Source organism: Nisaea nitritireducens (assembly GCF_014904795.1).
Classification (GTDB): domain Bacteria; phylum Pseudomonadota; class Alphaproteobacteria; order Thalassobaculales; family Thalassobaculaceae; genus Nisaea; species Nisaea nitritireducens.
In genome coordinates this window covers 40,501-59,559 of sequence record NZ_JACZFS010000043.1, presented here as the reverse complement: position 1 = coordinate 59,559, position 19,059 = coordinate 40,501, and the positions used below count along the sequence as shown (strand labels likewise).

The following is a 19,059-nucleotide window of genomic DNA, read 5'->3' as shown; positions in this document are numbered from 1 at the left end:
AAAAAGGCCGGGCAAGTGCCCGGCCTTTTTGCGTTTGGGTAAAGGCAATCCTATCCCCGAATACGTCCACCGGTCGCTTTTTCGACCTGGGCGACGATCTTGCGGCTCACATCGCCGATCTGCTCATCCGTCAGGGTCGCGTCGACCGGCTGCAGGGTGACCTGGAGGGCGATGGACTTCTCCGTCTCTTCCAGACCCTTGCCCTGATACTCATCGAACAGATGCACGCCGGAAATCAGCGCCTTGTCGGCACCGGCTGCTGCCCGGACCAGTTTTTCAGCCGGCACGTCCTTCTCCACCACAAAGGCGAAGTCGCGGGTCAGCGGCTGGAACGGGGAGAGTTTCAGGAACGGCTTGGCCGGGCCCTTGGCTTTCGGTGTCGGCACCTTGGCGAGAAAGATCTCGAAGGCCACTGCCGGGCCTTTCAGGTCCATCGCCTTCAGCACCTTCGGATGCAGCTCCCCGAAAGTCGCCAGCACGTTCGGGCCGAGGCGCAAGGCACCAGAGCGGCCCGGGTGATACCAGGCAGGCGCATCGGTGGAGACCTGCAGGTTGCCAGCCGGTGCATCCAATGCCTCCAGCAGCGCCATCACGTCCGCCTTGGCATCGAAGGCATCGACCGGGCGGGTCGAGCCGGCCCAGTCTTTCGGGCCGGTACGGCCAACGCGCAGGCCCGCCACCACCGTCGACTGGCCCTTCGGCGTGGCATCCGCGTATTGCGGGCCGACTTCAAACAGAGACGCATCGCCAGCGCCCATATTCGCGCCCCGAACCGCAGCCGCGATCAGATTCGGCAGGATCGAGGGACGCATCACGTCCAGCTCGCTGGAGATCGGGTTGACCAGCTTCAGCTCGTCGGCACCACCGCCGAAGAGTTCAGCTTCATCCTGCGACAGGAAGGAGAAGGTCACCGCCTCCATCATGCCGCGGGACGCCAGTACCCGCTTGGCCGTCCCTTCACGCAGCTGAGCCTTGCTCAGGGCCGGCGCCGGCACCACGTGGCCGGTCTCCAGCGAAACCACCGGAATAGCGTCATAGCCGTTTATCCGGATGACTTCCTCAACCAGGCAGGCTTCACCCTCGACATCGCGGCGCCACGGCGGCACCACGGCGCTAATCGCCTCGCCGCTACCGGAAACCTCGAAACCAAGATCCGTCAGGATCTGCTTGGCTTTCTCTTCGGGCACATCGATGCCACCGAGATTCCTGATCCGGGAATGGCGCAGCGTGATGGTCCGTTTCCAGTCCTCTTCCTGACCGTGCACAACCAGCTCGCTTGCCTCGCCTCCGCAGATTTCCTGCACCAGCTTCGAGGCGAGATGCACACCCCATGTCGGGCCTGTCGGATCGAGCCCGCGCTCGAACCGGTAGCGGGCATCGCTCAGCACGTTCAGCTTGCGCCCGGTCATGGCAACCGAGATCGGATCGAAGATCGCAACCTCGAGAAACATGTTCACGGTCTCGTCGCCGCAGCCTGTCCGCTCGCCGCCCATGATCCCGGCCATGTCGTCGATGCCGTTCTCGTCGCCGAGCACCAGCATGCCGTCCTCGAAGGTGTAGGTCTTCTCGTTCAGGGCCTCATAGCTCTCACCCGCCTTGGAAAGACGGATGCGGATAGCACCGCCGCCGACCTTGTCCGCGTCATAGGCGTGCAGCGGGCGGCCGACATCGAGCATCATGTAGTTGGTGATATCGACCAGCGCCGAGATCGGCCGCAGGCCGACGGCAACCAGTCGATCCTGCATCCATTTCGGGCTCGGCCCGTTCTTCACGCCCTTGAAATAGCGGCCGACCACATAGGGCACCAGGGACGGCTCCGGCACGTCCACATCCCAGGAGATCGGGCTTGCGAAGGTGCCCTTGATCTCACTGGTATCGAGCGGCTTCAGGGTGCCGAGACCGGCAGCGGCAAGATCGCGGGCGACGCCACGCACACCAAGGCAGTCCGCCCGGTCAGGCGTGATGGCGATATCGATCACCGGATCGTCCAGCCCGGCATATTCGGCGTAGGACATGCCCAACGGCGCGTCTTCCGGCAGATCGATGATGCCGTCATGCTCGTCGGAGAGACCGAGCTCACGCTCGGAGCAGAGCATACCGTTGCTCTCTTCGCCGCGGATCACGCCCTTCTTCAGATCAACGCCGGTACCCGGAACATGGCTCCCGGACGGGGCGAAGACGCCTTTCATGCCGGTGCGTGCATTCGGTGCGCCGCAGACCACCTGGATGGTCTCGGAGCCGGTATCGACCTTGCAGACGCGCAAACGGTCCGCGTTCGGATGCTGCACTGCCTCGATGACATGGGCGATGGTAAAGGGCGACAGCTTTTCCGCCGGATTGATCAGCTCCTCGACCTCAAGCCCGAGCATCGGCAGAGCGTCGCAGATCTCTTCCAGCGTGGCCTCAGTCTCGAGGTGTTCTTTCAGCCAGGACATCGAGAACTTCATCGGTTGAGCCCTCCGGCCAGATTGGGAACATCGAAGGGCATGAAGCCGTAATGTTTGAGCCAGCGCAGATCGCTGTCATAGAACGGGCGCAGGTCGGGAATGCCGTATTTCAGCATGGCGATCCGCTCGATCCCCATGCCGAAGGCGAAGCCCTGATACTCGTTCGGGTCGATGCCGCAATATTCCAGCACCTTCGGATGCACCATGCCGCAGCCAAGAATTTCCAGCCAGTCGTCACCGGCGCCGATCTTGAACTCGCCGCCCTTGCGGGTGCAGCCGATATCGACCTCGGCCGACGGCTCCGTGAACGGGAAGTAGGACGGCCGGAAGCGCACCGGCAGATCGTCGACGCCGAAGAAAGCCCGGCAGAAATCGATCAGACAGCCCTTCAGGTGGCCCATATGGGTGGCCTTGTCGATCACCAGCCCTTCGACCTGATGGAACATCGGGGAGTGCGTGGCGTCGTGGTCCGAGCGGAAGGTACGGCCCGGGCAGATAATCCGGATCGGCGGTGTCTTCTTCTCCATGGTGCGGATCTGCACCGGAGAGGTATGGGTGCGCAGAACCCGCGGCGTGCCGCTCTCGTCCGGCGGCAGGTAGAAGGTATCGTGCTCCTGCCGGGCCGGATGCTCGGGCGGGATATTGAGCGCGGTGAAGTTGTAGTAGTCGCTCTCGATATGCGGACCCTCGGCGACCGAGAACCCCATCTCGGCGAAGATCGCGATCAGCTCCTCGGTGGTCTGGGTGAGCGGATGCACCCGGCCGGATGTCTCCGGACGGGCCGGCAGGGAGACGTCGATCCGTTCGGCCAGCAGCCGGGCATCGAGCGCCGCATCCTCGAACGCGGTCTTCCGCGCCTCGATGGCTGCCTGGATCTCGTCCTTCAGCCGGTTCAGGGACTGGCCCGCTTCCTTGCGCTGCTCCGGGTCGAGACCGCCAAGCTGCTTCATCAAACCGGTGATGCGGCCCTTCTTGCCAAGAGCGCCGACACGGAGCTCCTCGAGTGCAGTAAGGTCTCCCGCACCATCAACGGCAGCGGCGAGTTCCGCTCTCAGTGTTTCAACGTCCTGCATGATCTTTTTCACCCCAAATCGGTGCCGGTTCCGGTCCAGCGCGGGTTCCTTAAAGCAAAAGGGGCCCGGCTAAGGCCAGACCCCTTTTCAACTCTTTTACCGATAGGCTGCCGGATGATCCGGCATGCCTCGTATTAGTCGGCAGTTCCGAGCGCGGCCTGGGCTTGATCGACCAGGCTTTTAAACGCCGCCGGCTCGTGGATCGCGAGATCCGAGAGCACCTTGCGGTCGAGCTCGATGCCGGCCTTCTTCAGACCATTCATGAACTTCGAATAGGTCAGACCGTAGCTGCGCGCACCGGCATTGATGCGCTGAATCCAGAGCGCGCGGAAATCGCGCTTGCGGACCCGGCGATCGCGATAGGCGTACTGAGCCGCCTTCTCCATCGCCTGTACGGCAACGCGGAAGACGTTCTTCCGGCGGCCGTAATAGCCTTTGGTCTTGTCCGTAACTTTCTTATGACGGGCGTGAGCCGTGACGCCCCGTTTTACACGTGCCATCTCTGGTGCCCTTTCTTAAGCGTACGGAAGGAATTGTTTGACGATTTTCGCATCGGCATCGGACAGGATCATCGTCCCCCGAGCCTTGCGCTTCATCTTCTGGGATTTGTTCGACAACTGGTGGCGCTTGTAGGCGACGTTACCACGCACCTTGCCGCTGCCGGTGAGCCGGAACCGCTTCTTGGCGCCGCTCTTGGTCTTCATCTTGGGCATTTCGATCTCCGTTTTGGCGGTTACTACCTGCCGGCATGGCATGCCCTACAAGCCATGACGCGGCGCTGCCCCAGGATCGCTCATGGGGAGGCGGGTTTATACAGAGCGGGAACGGGAGAATCAAGCGGTCTGTGAGCCCCGCATACCAGCCTGCCCGTCAACGGACAGGCTTTGGCAATCTGGACGTCTCCACGTGCCGCCGCTCCGGATCGTTATAGAACGGATCGAGTGGAGGTCCTCACCTTGATATCTCTCAGTGAAGCTCTACCCGGCGGATAATCTTTCGCGCGCAAGGCTCAGGTAGTACTGGAGCCCGTAGGGTAACGCTTCGTCATTGAAGTCATAAGCAGAATTGTGCAACGAGGCCGTGTCACCATTACCGATATTCATGAAGTTTCCCGGCACGCGGGTCAGCAGCCTCGCGAAATCCTCCGACCCGCCGATCCGTGCCGCATCGCCATCGACACAGGACGGATCGCCGGTCATCATCGACGCCGCTTCCACGGCCGCGGCCGTCAGCTCGGCATCGTTGAGCAATGGCACAAACTCACGGCTGTAGTCGATCATGACATCACATCCGTGCGCCTCGGCGGTCCCTCGTGCAACGCGCCGCATCCCCTGTTCAATACGCTCACTGATCCGGGGATCGAAACTGCGGGCGTCTCCAAGGATTTCGGCCGCTCCTGCAATGGCATTGCGCGTGCCGTTCGTCGTGATTTCCGTGACCGACAAGACAGAAAGCTCCGACGGGTCGATCTGCCTGGAGACCACGGTCTGCAGCGCCAATACGGTCGCGCAGGCGGCAACCAGCGCATCCTGGCTTTCATGCGGCCGGGACGCATGACCGCCACTGCCGGTCAATATGATCCGGAAATTATCCTCGGCCGCCATGAAGGCGCCTGTCCGGGTAGCGAAATGCCCGACCGGCAATCCCGGCATATTGTGGACACCATAGGCCTCCTCGAACGGGAAGCGTTCCAGCAATCCGTCATCCAGCATCGCCTGCATGCCTTTGCCCCACTCTTCGGCAGGCTGGAAAATGAACCTGATGGTACCGCTGAAATCTTCACTCTCGCTTAGAGCCTTGGCCGCACCCAGAAGCATGGCAGTGTGACCGTCATGACCGCACGCATGCATCACCCCGGGGACGGTCGATTTATACGCTGGCGACCCGGTTTCATCGATACGCAGTGCGTCCATATCCGCGCGGAAGGCAATCGACCGGTTCCCATCACCACGCCGCAGTGTGGCAACGACCCCGGTCCCTCCGACGCCCTGTTCGACCTCCTTGAAGCCGAACTCTTCCAGTTTCCCCGCAACGAACGCGGCCGTCTCCGTCTCCTCGAAACCGAATTCTGGATGACGGTGCAAGTGGCGCCGCCATGCTGTCATCTCCGCATGCAAACAGGCGAAATTCTTATCCATGAAGTCTGTCCAGCCTATCCCCAAAGGTATCGCATACTGACCCTGGGACAGCGGCTGCGCAATGCAGGTCGAGGAGGCATTTTTTTCCGAGGCCGACAAGCAGACAAACGGGCATTTTCGACCTGACTTCCTGCAGGGAGTTTCCCCGCACGGAGTTTCAAAATCGTGCGCGCACCAGAAAGGTGAGCGCAAAGGACGTCACCGCACAGAACGCTATCACAGCGACCATCGGGATCGCTGTTCCGTCAAAGAACGGCCCCGTGACGACGATCATCAGGCCTCCTGTCAGCATTTGCAGGGTGCCACCAAATGAGGAGGCAAGCCCGGCAATCGCGCCATGCTCGTCCAGCGCCATGACCATCGTCGTTGGCAAGGCCAGGCCGAAACCCGCATTCGCGCAGAGCAGAAAGGCGATCAGCACGAACAGATGCGTCTCCGTCGTCAGCAGGAGGGCCAGCAGGACAGTTGCGGATCCGGCGAAGAAAGCGGTCCCGATCCGGATCACGAAGGTCAGGCCAAACCGCTCCGCCAAAGGCGCGGCAAGCTGGCACGCTCCGAAAAAGCCGACAGCATTCACGGCGAAGGCAATCGCAAACTCGGTCGGGCCGAGGCCGTACTGATCGCGGTAGACGAAAGCCGCCGAAGCGATGAAGACAAAGAAGCTCGCCATGCCGAAGGCGCCGACGAAGGTCAGTGACAAGAATTGCCGGTCGAGGATGAGTGTCCGCATGCCCCTGAAAAGCGCACGTAGATTAAATGGCACCCGATCGGATTTCGCCAAGGTCTCCGGCAGCATCGTCCCCGTCACCAGCAGACTGAGAAGCGCGCCACCGCAGAGAATGAAGAAGATCGCCCGCCAGCCGAAAACCGGTACGACGAAACTGCCCGCCAGCGGCGCCAGCATCGGCGAGATCGAGATCACCAGCATGATCAGGGCCATGAGCTTCGTCGCCGCAGCGCCCGTATGCAGGTCCCGGATGATCGCGCGCGGCAGCACCATCAGCGAGGCACCGCCCAGCCCCTGAAGAAAACGCCATGCGGTCAGCTCCACCGCCGTCCCAGCCATCGCGGCGCCGACGGAGCCGGCAAGGAATACCAGCAGCCCAACATAAATCGGCAGCTTCCGCCCAGCCTGATCCGCCCAGGGTCCGTAGACCATCTGCGCCAGGCCAAATCCGACGAAATAAGCCGTGATTGTCGCTTGGATCGCCGTCTCGTCAACGGCGAGGTCGGCCACGATCTCCGGCATCGCCGGCAGATACATATCGATCGCAAACGGGCCTACCAAAGACAGTAATCCAAGCACCAGGGCGGACCGCCAAAGGCTCAGCGTCATCTGAATTATCCTGATTCAAGAAAGTTCGGCCGCAGCAATGAGGCCTAGATCACAGGCTTATACATAATCGAATGAGGTGTATCGAACGGTTTGTCCGGAGATAAAAATTCCGGATCTAGCGGCGCTTTGTTCCATTGGCAGCCAGCCGCAACTCCCGCAACTGACCGGTCAACTCCACCATATGATTGGAAACGACAACCTGCCGCTTCTCTCCATCTGCAACCGGGCACACCACACGCTCCCAGTCGCACGGCGCCCGCGAATGGACATAGGGGTTGCGGCATAGGATCAAATGCTCCTCCCTCATGGCACGCAAATACTGCTCCCGAAGAATATCGCCGACGTCGGGACCCAGATCGGCGACCCATTTGCCCGTCAACTCGAACCCTGTGCGGCTCGCGATCTCGCTTCCGTAGAGCCGATAGCGGAAATCCTCACGGGCCCGGTCGAACTCCAGGATCATGATATTGCCAAGCCAGGGCTTCAGAGTCTCGAGAGAGAAGTCGCTCCGCGAGGCCATACCGTCCCGAGGCTTCACCTTCAGGCAATAATCGAGAAACGAAACCGAACGCTCGTGCACCGGCGTGTTTTCATCCGTTTCAGGATACCAAATCGAAAATTCGCTCGGATCGATCAAGCGTAACTCCAGTCTCGCCCCCACGCCGATTAAACCATAAAATTCCACTTAAATGCTAAAAACAGAAAGAATTGCTACTTTCAGGATTCCGCGAGCGTCTACAAGCCCCAACCCCTCTTCGCGCGAACCGTTGACCTCAGCCGCGCCGCGCCCTAGCTTCCGGCGCACTATCGCAAGCTAAGGATCAAGTTCATGACCGCCCATATCCCGACCGAGATCGCCGAGAACGCCCGCGCCTGGCCGTTCGAGGAAGCGCGAAAGATCGTTGCGCGGATCGGGGGATCGAAACCGGAGAAAGGTCATGTCGTGCTGGAGACGGGCTACGGCCCCTCCGGCCTGCCGCATATCGGCACCTTCGGCGAGGTGTTCCGCACCACCATGGTGCGCCGCGCCTTCGAGCAGCTCATGCCTGACGTGCCGACCAAGCTGATCGCCTTCTCGGACGACATGGACGGCTTCCGCAAGGTGCCGACCAACCTGCCGAACCAGGAAATGCTGGCGGAGTATCTGAACAAGCCGCTGACCCAGGTGCCCGACCCTTTCGGCACGCATGAGAGCTTTGGCGCACACAACAACAGCAGGCTGATGGAATTCCTCGACAGCTTCGGCTTCGAGTATGAATTCATGTCCTCGACCGAGTGCTACAAGAGCGGCATGTTCGACAAGGCGCTGCTGGAGACCCTGCAGCGCTATGACGAGATCATGGCGATCATGCTGCCGACCCTCGGCAAGGAGCGGCAGGCAACATACTCGCCTTTCCTGCCGGTCTGCCCGTCAACCGGCAACGTCCTGCAGGTCCCCATCATCGAGCGCAACACCGATGCCGGTACCGTGGTCTACGAGGACCCGAACGGCGGCGGCAAGGTCGAGGTGCCGGTTACGGGCGGGCATTGCAAGCTGCAATGGAAATGCGACTGGGCCATGCGCTGGCACGCGCTCGGCGTCGATTACGAGATGTCCGGCAAGGATCTGATCGACAGCGTCAAGCAGAGCTCGAAGATCTGCCGCACCCTCGGCTCCAGGCCGCCGGAGAGCCTGAGCTATGAGCTGTTTCTCGACGAAGAAGGCGGCAAAATCTCCAAGTCCAAGGGCAATGGCCTCTCGGTCGAGGACTGGCTGCGCTATGGCTCGCCCGAAAGCCTGTCGCTGTTCATGTACCAGCAGCCGAAGCGGGCCAAGCGGCTCTATTTCGATGTCATCCCGAAGAACACAGACGAGTATTTCCAGTTCCTCGACAAGCTGGAAGAAGAGAGTGACGAAGCCAAGAAGGTGGAGAACCCGGTCTGGCACATCACGCAAGGGCGCGGCCGCGGCAACGAAGAGAAAATGCCGCTCAGCTTCGGCCTGCTGCTGAACCTCGCCTCGGTCTGTCATGCCGAGGACAAGTCCGTGCTCTGGGGCTATATCGCCCGCTACGCGCCGGGCGCGACAGCGGAAACCCACCCGGTGCTGGACCAGATGGCCGGCTACGCCGTGAACTACTATCAGGACTTCGCCCGGCCGCAGAAGCAGTACCGCGCCCCGACGGAGCAGGAACGGGCCGCCTTCCAGGATCTGGTCGGCGAGCTGAAAGCCCTCGCCGCGGACGCCGATGCGGAAACCATCCAGACCCAGGTCTACGAAGTCGGCAAACGCCACGATTTCGAGAACCTGCGCGACTGGTTCAAGGCGCTCTACCAGGTCCTGCTCGGCCAGGACCAGGGCCCGCGCTTCGGCAGCTTCATCGCGCTCTACGGACGGGATGAAACGGTCGAGCTGATCGAGAAGGCACTGGCGGGCAAGGATCTGGCGGCATAATTCTTGATGTCGCCAGAGAACTCCAGCAACGACAATGCAAACTCAACGCTGGACTTGCTTTGCAATCTGATTAGCAAGTCCATGCTCCATCTGTTCCGTTGCTGAATTGACACATCGGCCATCATAAAGCGTAAAATATGCGTCTCTGCGGATATTTCGTTTATTTCGAATATTGCGTTTAATGAGTTTTACGCATACATTCATCAGACTAAAACGTGCACAGCAGATGCACGGAGCCCCCTATATAAAATCACGGAGATAAACAATGGCTGTCGAAGCGTTGTCAGAGCGACTGCCAACCGAAGCAGAAGCCGAAATAGCGTCTGAAGCCGTCCGGGCTATGGCTAAATCCATGACGGAAGCCGATGGCGCACTGAAAATTAAGATCAGCGAGAACAGCGAAGAAGTAAGGGTTACCCTACCGCAAGCTCTTGGTGAGCTTGTTATTGACCTATTAAGTCATGTTGCATCCGGCGAAATGGTAACGTTCGTCCCTTATGGAGCAGAGCTCACTACGCAACAAGCTGCCGATTTGCTGAATGTGTCCAGACCACACCTCATTAAGCTTTTGGATGCGGAGGAGATTGAGCACTATAAAGTCGGATCACATCGTCGAGTTCGAAGTCAGGGTATTATGGCATACAAGATCAAGAGAGATGCCACCCGGTCTTCAGCACTCAGTCGCCTGCAGAGATTGGGGCAGGAGTTCGACGCCGGGTGAGGTCAATAGCAGATAGATTTGTCGTCGTCCTCGACGCCAATGTTCTTTACCCTTTTCGTGTGCGAGACATCCTGCTTCGGTTTTCTGAGGCAGGATTGTTTCGTGCACGATGGTCTCCTGAAATCCTGAATGAATGGACGAGGAATCTCTTAGAACAAAAGCCACACCTTGAAAAAAGCATCCATTCTCAGCTAGAGGCCATGAAATCGGCATTCCCAGAAGCCCTAGTGGAAGGCCACATGGAATTGGTCAATTCTCTTAATCTACCTGATCCGGATGATCGCCACGTTCTGGCTGCAGCGATACAATGCGATGCTCAACATATAATCACAGAAAATTTGAAAGATTTTCCCGGAAAGATGCTCAATGGCTTTGGCATAGAAGCTGTCTCTGCCGACCAGTTTCTCCACTCCACAATGGAACTCTACCCAGAAGCAAGTATTTCCGCCCTTCGACAGATGAGAGCGGATTACAAACAGCCCGCAATGAATCCTGCTGAATTCCTAATGAGCCTTCGCACGGCCGGATTGGTCAAAACTTCAGAACTCACTAAACGCAGCATTGACGTAATCTAATAAAAGCAAACAAAAATTCAAAACCCTAAGCACATTAGGGAATGTCTAATCCGCTGCCTGCACTAAAGATACAGCTCTATTGCTTAAACCTGTCCGCCCGCCCTTTGGACGCAACCATTTTCCTGCATCAAGCAGACTTCCCCCATCAACTCCTCCTTGATCGCCCAAGCGAGGAACTTCGAGTAGATCCGGCCTACACGAAGCTGCCGCCAACGTACCAGAGGCCTGGCTGCGGCGGCGGGGTCCACATGTTGTTCAGCTCCTGGGTCTCCGGGTCGATTTCCCAGACCTTGCCGACCCGGTCCACCACTGCATCGCCAAAGAGCACGCAGGTCATACGGTCCTAGCCCTTTAGTCGGTGGCTAGCACGATCAGGTCCGTCTCGCGCAGCGTGCCCTCCGTCATGCGCAGGGCACCAAACTCCAATAGCTCAACGCTTTCATGCACTATAAAAAAACGGCCCCACCAAGCAGGGCCGTTTTCATATGAAGCGGCTGCGCTCCGATCAGAAGCGGTAACCGACACCGATACCGAACACCCAAGGGTCGAGGTCCGCGTCAACATTGATCGGGCCACTGCCGACATTCGTTGTGATCGTGGTGTTGAGAAATATCTTTTTGACGTCGACGTTGAGCGACCACGGGCCAGAGATCGCGTAGTCGAAGCCGGCCTGAAGCGCATAGCCGAAGCCATCGTCGTAGGAGATCGACTGCGCAGCGCCGGGCTTCTCATCATAGAAGAAGGTGTAGTTGATACCTGCCCCCAGATACGGGCTGAAGCGCTCCTTGGGCATGAAGTGATATTGCAGCGTCAGTGTCGGCGGCAGCAGCATGACAGACCCGAGATCGACGTTCGGATTCTGCCAGTCCAAGTCATGCTCTGTCGTTGCCGCGATCAGCTCCAGGGCGATGTTGTCGGTGATGAAGTAGGAGAAATCGACTTCTGGAACATAGTCGTCATTCAGCTCACCGCCGCCGGTCGTAAGCTGATTGGAAGAGGTCGATTCATCTGGAACCATGGCGATGCCACGGGCGCGGATAACAAAATCACCAGCCTGCTTTGCTTTGAATTCGTCAGACCCGGCCAGCGCCGCACCGCTGACGGTCATGAGTGAACCCAGTACGGCAAATGTGGCTGCCGTCGCCATCACTTTCCCGAAGAATGTCATCAGTCCGTCCTCTTGTATCAAAATTGCTGGCGGCAAAGTGCACCTCACCTTCGCAGGCGGCTTTGACACAGATCAACGGCCGGAATGAAAACGGCGTTATTTTTGAGTGCGTTAACTGATCCAAATCAGTTAACTGGCAGAGTGAAAAGAGCGAGAGGCGGGCTGCTCAGCCGCCACTCACTCCACCAGCTCCCTCTTGATCGCCTGGGCAAGGAACTTCGAGTAAATCCGCGCCTGCGCGAAGCTGCCGCCGGTGTACCAGAGGCCGGGCTGCGGGGTCGGGGTCCACATGTTGTTGAGTTCCTCGATCTCCGGATCGATATCCCAGACCTTGCCAACCCGATCCGCCACCGCGTCGCCGAACAGTACGCGGGTCATGTGGTCCTGCCCCTTGTAGCCGGTAGCCAGCACAATCAGATCCGCCTCGCGCGGTGTGCCGTCCTTCATGCGCAGTCCGCCTGCCTCGAAATGCTCGATATCCGCATTCTGGATCAGGCCGATCCGGCCTGCCGCCATCAGGTCCGAGGCGCCGACATTGAAATAGTAACCGCCGCCACGGGTGCGGTATTTCAGCGGCCAGCCGGTGCCCCCCTCGCCGAAATCGAGCTGGAAGCCAACCTTCTCCAGACCGTCGAGTAGCGGCTTGTCGATCTCCTTCACCTTGTCGGTGATGATCTTGTGGGCAACGCGGACCAGATCGAAGGGCGTTGCCAGGTTGATCAGATCCCGGTCCTCCCAGCTCGGCCCCTCACCCCAGTAGATGCCGTCATAGAGCTGTGCGCTCGGCTCGATATTCACAATCAGGGTCGGGCTGCGCTGGACGATGGTGACATCGGCATCGTTGCCTTCGAGATCCTGCGCAATGTCGTGCGCGCTGGTACCGGTGCCGAAGATGGTGACACGCTTTCCTTTCCAGTCGGAGCCGGCGGTGAACTGGCTCGAATGCAGCACCGGCCCGTCGAACCGCTCAAGGGTCGGGATGGTGGGGATATTCGGGGTGCCGCTGACGCTGGTCGCCATGACGATATGGCGCGGCCGCATTTCCCGCACCGTTCCGTCCGCCAGTGTCACCTGGGCGGTCCAGCAACCGGCTTGTTCATCATATTCCGCGCCCTCGAAGGATGTCTCCGTCCAGAAATTGATGTCCATCGCGTCGACATAGGCTTCCAGCCAGTTGGCGATGCGGTCCTTCGGGATGTAAGTGGGCCAGCCTTCCGGGAAGGGCATGTAAGGCAGGTGATTGCTGTGGATGTAGTTGTGCAGCCGGAGTCCGTGATAGCGCAGCCGCCAATTGTCTCCGACCCGCTTCATCCGGTCGACCACAAGCGTATCGACATCAAGCCGGTTCAGCCGTGCCGCCGTCGTCAGTCCGGCATGGCCGCCGCCAACAATCAGCACTTCGGGATCACGGTCCGCGTATGCCCGCTCCTTCTCGCGCCTGTCGAGCCAGTTCGGGCCATGGAAGTTCGGATTGAAAGCAGGCTCGTCATTCTGCTCGAAGATCCGGGCTTCCTCGAAGCCCTTTATATCCTCGAGCGCTGTCATGAAGACCCAGGCGCGCGGCGTATCGGACGGGTACTTGATCCGCACCAGGCCAAGGCCGATGCCCTTGTCCGTTTCGAAGGACAGGAAACCCTCGATCACGGACGCTCCCGCCCGCTCGACGATGCGGGGAGCGACATGATCCTCTGCAATGGAAAAGCTGCCCAGACCCTCGTCTGCCGCTTCCGCCAGAAACCGCTCGGCGATAGCCGTGTTACCCGGGACTGTCCGCTGCTGCCCGGACAGGATCAGCACGTCACGCCAGTAGCCGCCCGGATCGAAACAATCGGCCAGTGCACCGGCGTCCGGCGCCGCCAGGGCCGTGTTCAGACCAGCGATCCAGCCCTCCAGTACCCCCGTGACGTCGGGTTCCGTCATCCGGTTCATCAAGCATCCTCCCTTTGGTCTTTTCCAGAAGACTAGAAGCCGCTCGGAAGGGTGTAAACGCGACTGGAAGGCGATTTCACGCCTCAGAATAGAACAACCGGAGCCAGGAGCAGGCGCTTAGCTGCCGCAACCTCGACGAGACAGAAGATTCGACGCGGCGAGCGCACCGATAACCACGAGCACCGCCCCGACGGCAACCCCGGAGGAAATCGGCGTCACGTCGAACAGGGCGAGCAGAAAAAGCGATGCCAACGGGGTCATATAGGCGATGCCGGAGATCAGGGCGGTTTCATTACGCCCCGTCCTGCTCGCCTGGTCCCAAAGAGCATTGGAAAGTGTCAGAGGAGCGATACCGATCCCCACAATCGCCAGCCACTGGGTCTGACTGAGCTCGATCGGTGCCTCGAACAGGGCATGCGCGCTGAGCGCCATGACGGCAAGCAGGCCCATGGACGGACCGATCACGTCCTGGGCTTCACGCCCCTGCGTCCGGATGGCCGCATAGATTGCGAAAGTCAGGCCGCTCAGGAAGGCGAGGAGAATACCTCCCGGATCGAGGCCGCGCTCAAAGGTCGGCCCGATCGCCAGCGCCGCCCCGGCAAATCCAATGATAATTCCCGCCGAACGCGTCAGACTCAGCCGTTCCCTGCGCAGGCGGGCGATGATCAGTACCAGCATGACCGGCCAGAGATAGGAAATCACATTCGCTTCGGCGGGGCCGATCCTCGGCATGGCAAAGAGATAGAGCGCATTGTTCGCAAGCAGGGCCAGCGCGACGAACGCGACCGTGCGCGGCGGCGTTTTCAGATATGGCTTTGCCCGCCCGCGCAGTGCCGCAAGCGAGAAGGAAACGGCAAACCCGATCACAGCGGCCAGTCCGAAAACGAGAAACGGTGGAGCCGGGCTCGCCAGAGTGGCCAAGGTCGGCCAGGTTGCCCAGAGCAGCACCGCCCCGAACGCGAAGGACGCGGCCCGTGCCCGGGGGCCCAAAGGCGGAACCATGTCGAGCGAAAGGCGCGAGCGGAGAACAAGTATGGCTGTCTGGTCTGTCATCCTCCTAAACTAGCCCAACTCCCTGCGCTGAAGGCAAGCACTCCCATAGCCAGTCCATGAGGCGACGACTGAAATTTCCCCTGACGCGCTATTCCGACGCGGTTCAGGCGTCACCACCGGTCAGGGCTCCAATCGCCCCATCACCTCTTCGGCAATTGCCAGCGAGGAGGTCAGGCCCGGCGATTCAATTCCGTAGAGATTGACCAGCCCCTCAACGCCATGATCCGCCGGCCCCTGGATCATGTAATCGACGGCAGGTTCCCCTTCCGCCTGGATTTTCGGGCGGATACCGGAATAGGCCGGGGTCAGGCTGTCGTCGGGCAGGCCCGGCCAGTATTTCCGGACCGCAGCGTAGAAGCTGTCGGAGCGGCGCGGGTCGACGTCGTAATTGATCTCGTCGATCCACTCGACGTCCGGGCCGAACCGGGCCTGGCCGCCGAGATCCAGCGTCAGATGGACGCCGAGACCGGCCGCTTCCGGGGCCGGGTAGATCAGGCTGCTGAACGGCGCCGAGCAGCCGGTGAGCTGATAATAGTTCCCCTTGCAGAAATGCTGCGGCGGGATGGCGTCCGACGGAAAACCCTCGATGGTGCGCATGATACTCTGGCTGTGCAGGCCGGCGGCGACCACGACGGTCTTCGCGATGATCGTCATACCGTGCAGACCGCCAACGCGCAGCTCGATACCGGCCTCCGTTACCTTCCCGCCCTCAACGGGCGAGAGGAAGGCGATCATGCCGCCATGCTCTTCCAGGTCGCCCTGCAGGGCCAGCATGTATGAATGGCTGTCGATCACACCGGTCGAGGGGGACCAGAGCGCGGTGACGCAGCGCAGGTCCGGCTCGCGCGCAGTGACTTCGTTGTGGGACAGGAATTCGAGGTCGTGGACGCCGTTCTGCTCCGCCCGCTCCTTGATCTGCTGCAGGGCCGGGATCTGGTCCTCGGAGGTAGCGACGATCAACTTGCCGAGTTTCTTGTAGGGCACGCCGTGGCTCTCGACATACTCATAGAGCATTTCCTTCCCGCGCACGCAGACATCGGCCTTCAGGCTGCCCGGCGGGTAATAGATGCCGGCATGGATGACTTCGGAATGGCGCGAGCTGGTCTCGGAGCCGATCAGGTCATGCTGCTCCAGCACGATCACCTCGCGCCCGGCCATGGCCAGCGCCCGCGCCGCCGCAAGGCCGACAACGCCCGCCCCGATCACCACTGCGTCGACTAAGTCCGACACGCTTTTCCTCCATTTTCTCGGTCGTCATCCCGGACTTGATCCGGGACCTTTTGGCGAAAGGTACCGTCCCTCGATACGTCAATGACGGGCAGGGCCTCATGATCAAAAAGGTCCCGGATCAAGTCCGGGATGACGGCCTTATTGATTGATTATGGGGTTAGAACGGCACCTCGTCCGCGTCAACTGACGGTGTTGGAACAGGTGCCGTCCCGAAAAAGGAACGGGTCTCCGCCACCGCCTCGGCGAGCCCGCAGCGCCGAACCTCGACACCCTCAGGAAAGGCGCCGAGCAGCCGGGTCGGCATCATCGGGTCGAGCAGCACGAAAACGCCCCTGTCGTCCGCCCGGCGCACAAGGCGCCCGAAGGCCTGCTTCAGCTTCAGCCGGGTCAGCATGTCCGTGTAGCTGCCGCCGCCGAAGGCCGAACGGCGGGCGCGATAGAGGATATCCGGGCGCGGCCAGGGCACCCGGTCGAAGACGATCAGGCGCAGCGCGTTGCCGGGCACATCGACCCCGTCCCGCACCGCGTCCGTGCCGAGCAGGCAGGCGTTTTCCTCCGCCCGAAAGATGTCGATCAGGGTGGAAAGGTCGAGTCCGTCCACATGCTGGGCATAGAGCGGCAGATCAGCCTCGTCGATGGCGCCGCCGATCCGGCGATGCACCTCGCGCAAACGCTGGATCGCGGTGAACAGACCGAGCGCGCCACCGCCGGAGGCAAGGAACAGCTCGCGATAAGCGGACGCGACCTGGGCCATGTCGTCCTTGCGCACATCGTTGACGATGAAAACGCGCGTCCGGGACGGGTAATCGAAGGGTGAGGCAACCGCGGCATGCACCGCCGGCGCATCCAGCCAGACAGCTCCGGTCCGTTCCTCCGCCGCCTGCCAATCGCGGAAATCGTTACCGGTGCCGTCCCGCAGGGTGGCCGAGGTCATGACCACACCCTGGGCCGGCTTCACCACGGCTTCCGCAAAGGGCCGGCCCGGATCGATCCAGTGCCGGTGCAGGCCGAGATCCATGTCCCGCCCGTCACTCCGGTCGATCTCCAGCCAGTCGACATATTCCGCCGGGGTTTCGTGCGCCAGCGCCTTCAGCATGTCGCGCCAGGCGCCAAGCGTCATCTCGCCGCGCCGTTGCAGGGAACGGGCGACGGCCTCAATGCGCAAGCGCATAGCGCTTTCCAGATCCTCCGCATCCTCGTCCAGCCGGTGTTCCAGCCGCTTCTTCAACTCCTTCAGAGGGGTCAGGATACGGGCCAGCGCTGCGTCGAGTGCTTCCGCCGCTTCCAGCAATCCCTCCACCGGCGGATGGGTATCCGTCTGCATGGAATAAGGGCTGTCCGGCTGCTCGGTGCGGGCATAAACCTGAGAGCGCACCAGTGCCAGGAAACGCTCCGTCTCGCCCTTTGTCTCACCCTCGGCGATGCGGGTCAGCCAGCCCTCGCCGGGCAACACGCGGGCCGCATGCATGACGGCTTCCAGCGCTTCCAGCGCCGTCTCGTCATCGGCGATCAGATCCTCAACGCGCTTCTTCAGGCCGCGCGCCCGGCCGGACCGGCGGCCTTCGGCGCCGATCAGCCAGCGCCGCAGCTCCACCGTCTCAACGGCTGTCAGATGCGCGGAAAACGCGCTGTCCGCCGCATCGAACACATGATGCCCCTCATCGAACACGTAGCGGGTCGGCAGCGCCCCGTCGTCAATCCCGCCAAGCGCCGCCTGGATCATCACCAGCGCATGATTGGCGACGACGATCTCGGCCCGGCGCGCCCGGCGCACGGATTTCTCGATGTAGCATTTGGAATAATGCGGGCAGGCGGAATAGATGCATTCGCCGCGCCTGTCGGCCAGACCGACAGTGCGGCCGCGCCCGAGCAGGTCGGCCAGCCAGGCCGGGAAATCACCGCCCTGCACATCCCCGTCCCGCGTCACCTCCGCCCAGCGCGCCATCAGGCCGAGAGCGGTGCCGAACTGCGGCATGGTCGGCAGGGTGTTCACCGCCTCTTCCAGATTGAGCAGGCAGAGATAATTCTCCCGCCCCTTGCGCACCACCGCCTTCAGCGCCTTGCGCACCGGGTCGGGATAGAGCCGGTCCAGCTCGCCGTCGATCTGGTGCTGCAGATTGCGGGTGTAGGTGGAGACCCAGACCGCGCCTTCGTTCTTCTCCGCCCAGACGCTGGCGGGCGCGATATAGCCGAGGGTCTTGCCGACGCCGGTGCCCGCTTCCGCCAGCACCACATTCGGGCGCCGCTCCTCCTCGCGCGGCATGAAGGCGGCGGAGACCGCGGAGGCGTAATCCGCCTGGCTCGGCCGCGCTTCCGCTCCGTCGCCAAGCAATGCCGCCAGCCGCTCCCGCGCTTCCGCATCGAGGACGGGTTTGTTCCCGGCAGGTGGCTCCGGCGCATGCTCGGACCATTCCTCCAGCCGGCGCCAGACCTGCAGCCCGCTCGGACGCACCGGTCCCGGTGGCGGTAATTCCCCGGCACCCAGCGCATGCAGCACCGCATCGCCCCAGCCCCAGCCGCAATTGCGCATGGTCTCGGCAATCGGCCGGGCGCTCGGGTCCCGGTCCCTGTCGGCAAGCTCCGCCAGCAGGGACGTGGCCGCGGCGGACAGAACCAGCGCTTCGTCCTCATGGTCCTGTGGCGGCGCCAGCATCAGCGCTTCGGCGAGGCCGCGCGGCGTCGGCAGACAGAACTGGGCGGGGCGGACAAAGGCGAAGAGTTCAAGCACGTCGACCGCGGCGATTCCGTCGAGCCGGAGCCGCCGGGCGATGGCGCGGGCATGGGCGACGATGCAGGGGCCTGAGCGCAGCCGGCCGGCCGCTTCCTCGTGGCTGATCTGTTCCAGATCACCGTCCGTCCCGAGCCAGACCGCGAAACGCGGGGCGAGGACAAGGCTCGGCAATGAGGGTATACGGATCTCGCGCTCGGAGGAGGTCATCCCCTCCCTTTATCAAG

The 19,059-nt window shown here is 61.4% G+C and carries 16 protein-coding genes; 3 read left to right on the top strand and 13 right to left on the bottom strand.

Going from position 1 to position 19,059, the window contains the following annotated elements; translation table 11 throughout:
* Positions 1-50: 50 nt before the first annotated feature.
* From pheT to IG629_RS14665, 7 genes are all read right to left on the bottom strand, one after another.
* The gene (gene pheT, locus IG629_RS14695; protein WP_193172696.1) at positions 51-2,447 is read right to left on the bottom strand and encodes a phenylalanine--tRNA ligase subunit beta; all 2,397 of its coding nucleotides are present in this window, start codon (positions 2,445-2,447) and stop codon (positions 51-53) included.
* On the bottom strand, positions 2,444-3,520 hold the full coding sequence (pheS, locus tag IG629_RS14690) for a phenylalanine--tRNA ligase subunit alpha (protein ID WP_193172695.1): 1,077 nt from the start codon (positions 3,518-3,520) through the stop codon (positions 2,444-2,446). Before pheS ends, pheT begins: the two co-directional genes overlap by 4 nt.
* A 134-nt stretch (positions 3,521-3,654) precedes the next feature.
* On the bottom strand, positions 3,655-4,020 hold the full coding sequence (gene rplT / locus IG629_RS14685) for a 50S ribosomal protein L20 (protein ID WP_193172694.1): 366 nt from the start codon (positions 4,018-4,020) through the stop codon (positions 3,655-3,657).
* 15 nt (positions 4,021-4,035) lie between these two features.
* Positions 4,036-4,233, bottom strand: a complete 198-nt coding sequence (rpmI, locus tag IG629_RS14680; protein WP_028467118.1) for a 50S ribosomal protein L35 — start codon at positions 4,231-4,233, stop codon at positions 4,036-4,038.
* Positions 4,234-4,497: 264 nt separating this feature from the next.
* Positions 4,498-5,658 carry a M20 aminoacylase family protein gene (locus IG629_RS14675; protein ID WP_193172693.1) on the bottom strand — a complete coding sequence of 387 codons (1,161 nt, stop codon included), beginning with the start codon at positions 5,656-5,658 and terminating at the stop codon, positions 4,498-4,500.
* A 157-nt stretch (positions 5,659-5,815) separates the two neighbouring features.
* On the bottom strand, positions 5,816-6,994 hold the full coding sequence (locus IG629_RS14670; RefSeq protein ID WP_193172692.1) for a multidrug effflux MFS transporter: 1,179 nt from the start codon (positions 6,992-6,994) through the stop codon (positions 5,816-5,818).
* Between the two features lie 115 nt (positions 6,995-7,109).
* On the bottom strand, positions 7,110-7,631 hold the full coding sequence (locus IG629_RS14665; RefSeq protein ID WP_193172691.1) for a PAS domain-containing protein: 522 nt from the start codon (positions 7,629-7,631) through the stop codon (positions 7,110-7,112).
* 192 nt (positions 7,632-7,823) lie between these two features.
* Between IG629_RS14665 and IG629_RS14660 the strand changes: the two genes are divergently transcribed.
* The 3 genes from IG629_RS14660 (at position 7,824) to IG629_RS14650 (ending at position 10,724) form a co-directional block, all read left to right on the top strand.
* Complete coding sequence (locus tag IG629_RS14660; RefSeq protein WP_193172690.1) at positions 7,824-9,428, top strand: lysine--tRNA ligase; 1,605 nt, start codon at positions 7,824-7,826, stop codon at positions 9,426-9,428.
* Positions 9,429-9,693: 265 nt separating this feature from the next.
* Positions 9,694-10,149 carry an excisionase family DNA-binding protein gene (locus IG629_RS14655; protein WP_193172689.1) on the top strand — a complete coding sequence of 152 codons (456 nt, stop codon included), beginning with the start codon at positions 9,694-9,696 and terminating at the stop codon, positions 10,147-10,149.
* Positions 10,146-10,724 carry a PIN domain-containing protein gene (locus tag IG629_RS14650; protein WP_193172688.1) on the top strand — a complete coding sequence of 193 codons (579 nt, stop codon included), beginning with the start codon at positions 10,146-10,148 and terminating at the stop codon, positions 10,722-10,724. The genes IG629_RS14655 and IG629_RS14650 overlap by 4 nt, the downstream gene beginning before the upstream one ends.
* A gap of 193 nt (positions 10,725-10,917) precedes the next feature.
* On the opposite strand, the gene IG629_RS14645 is transcribed toward IG629_RS14650, so the two are convergent.
* From IG629_RS14645 to IG629_RS14620, 6 genes are all read right to left on the bottom strand, one after another.
* Entirely contained in the window at positions 10,918-11,061 is a 144-nt protein-coding gene (locus IG629_RS14645) for a hypothetical protein (RefSeq protein ID WP_193172687.1), read from the bottom strand.
* Between the two features lie 168 nt (positions 11,062-11,229).
* Entirely contained in the window at positions 11,230-11,892 is a 663-nt protein-coding gene (locus tag IG629_RS14640; protein ID WP_193172686.1) for an OmpW/AlkL family protein, read from the bottom strand.
* A gap of 177 nt (positions 11,893-12,069) precedes the next feature.
* A complete protein-coding gene (locus tag IG629_RS14635) occupies positions 12,070-13,821 on the bottom strand; it encodes a flavin-containing monooxygenase (RefSeq protein WP_193172685.1) in 1,752 nt (583 codons plus the stop codon).
* Between the two features lie 117 nt (positions 13,822-13,938).
* Complete coding sequence (locus tag IG629_RS14630; RefSeq protein WP_193172684.1) at positions 13,939-14,874, bottom strand: DMT family transporter; 936 nt, start codon at positions 14,872-14,874, stop codon at positions 13,939-13,941.
* A 120-nt stretch (positions 14,875-14,994) separates the two neighbouring features.
* Positions 14,995-16,104: an NAD(P)/FAD-dependent oxidoreductase gene (locus tag IG629_RS14625; RefSeq protein ID WP_193172683.1), complete on the bottom strand. Its 1,110-nt coding sequence runs from the start codon at positions 16,102-16,104 to the stop codon at positions 14,995-14,997.
* A 157-nt stretch (positions 16,105-16,261) separates the two neighbouring features.
* Complete coding sequence (locus IG629_RS14620; RefSeq protein WP_193172682.1) at positions 16,262-19,042, bottom strand: ATP-dependent DNA helicase; 2,781 nt, start codon at positions 19,040-19,042, stop codon at positions 16,262-16,264.
* Between the last annotated feature and the right edge of the window lie 17 nt (positions 19,043-19,059).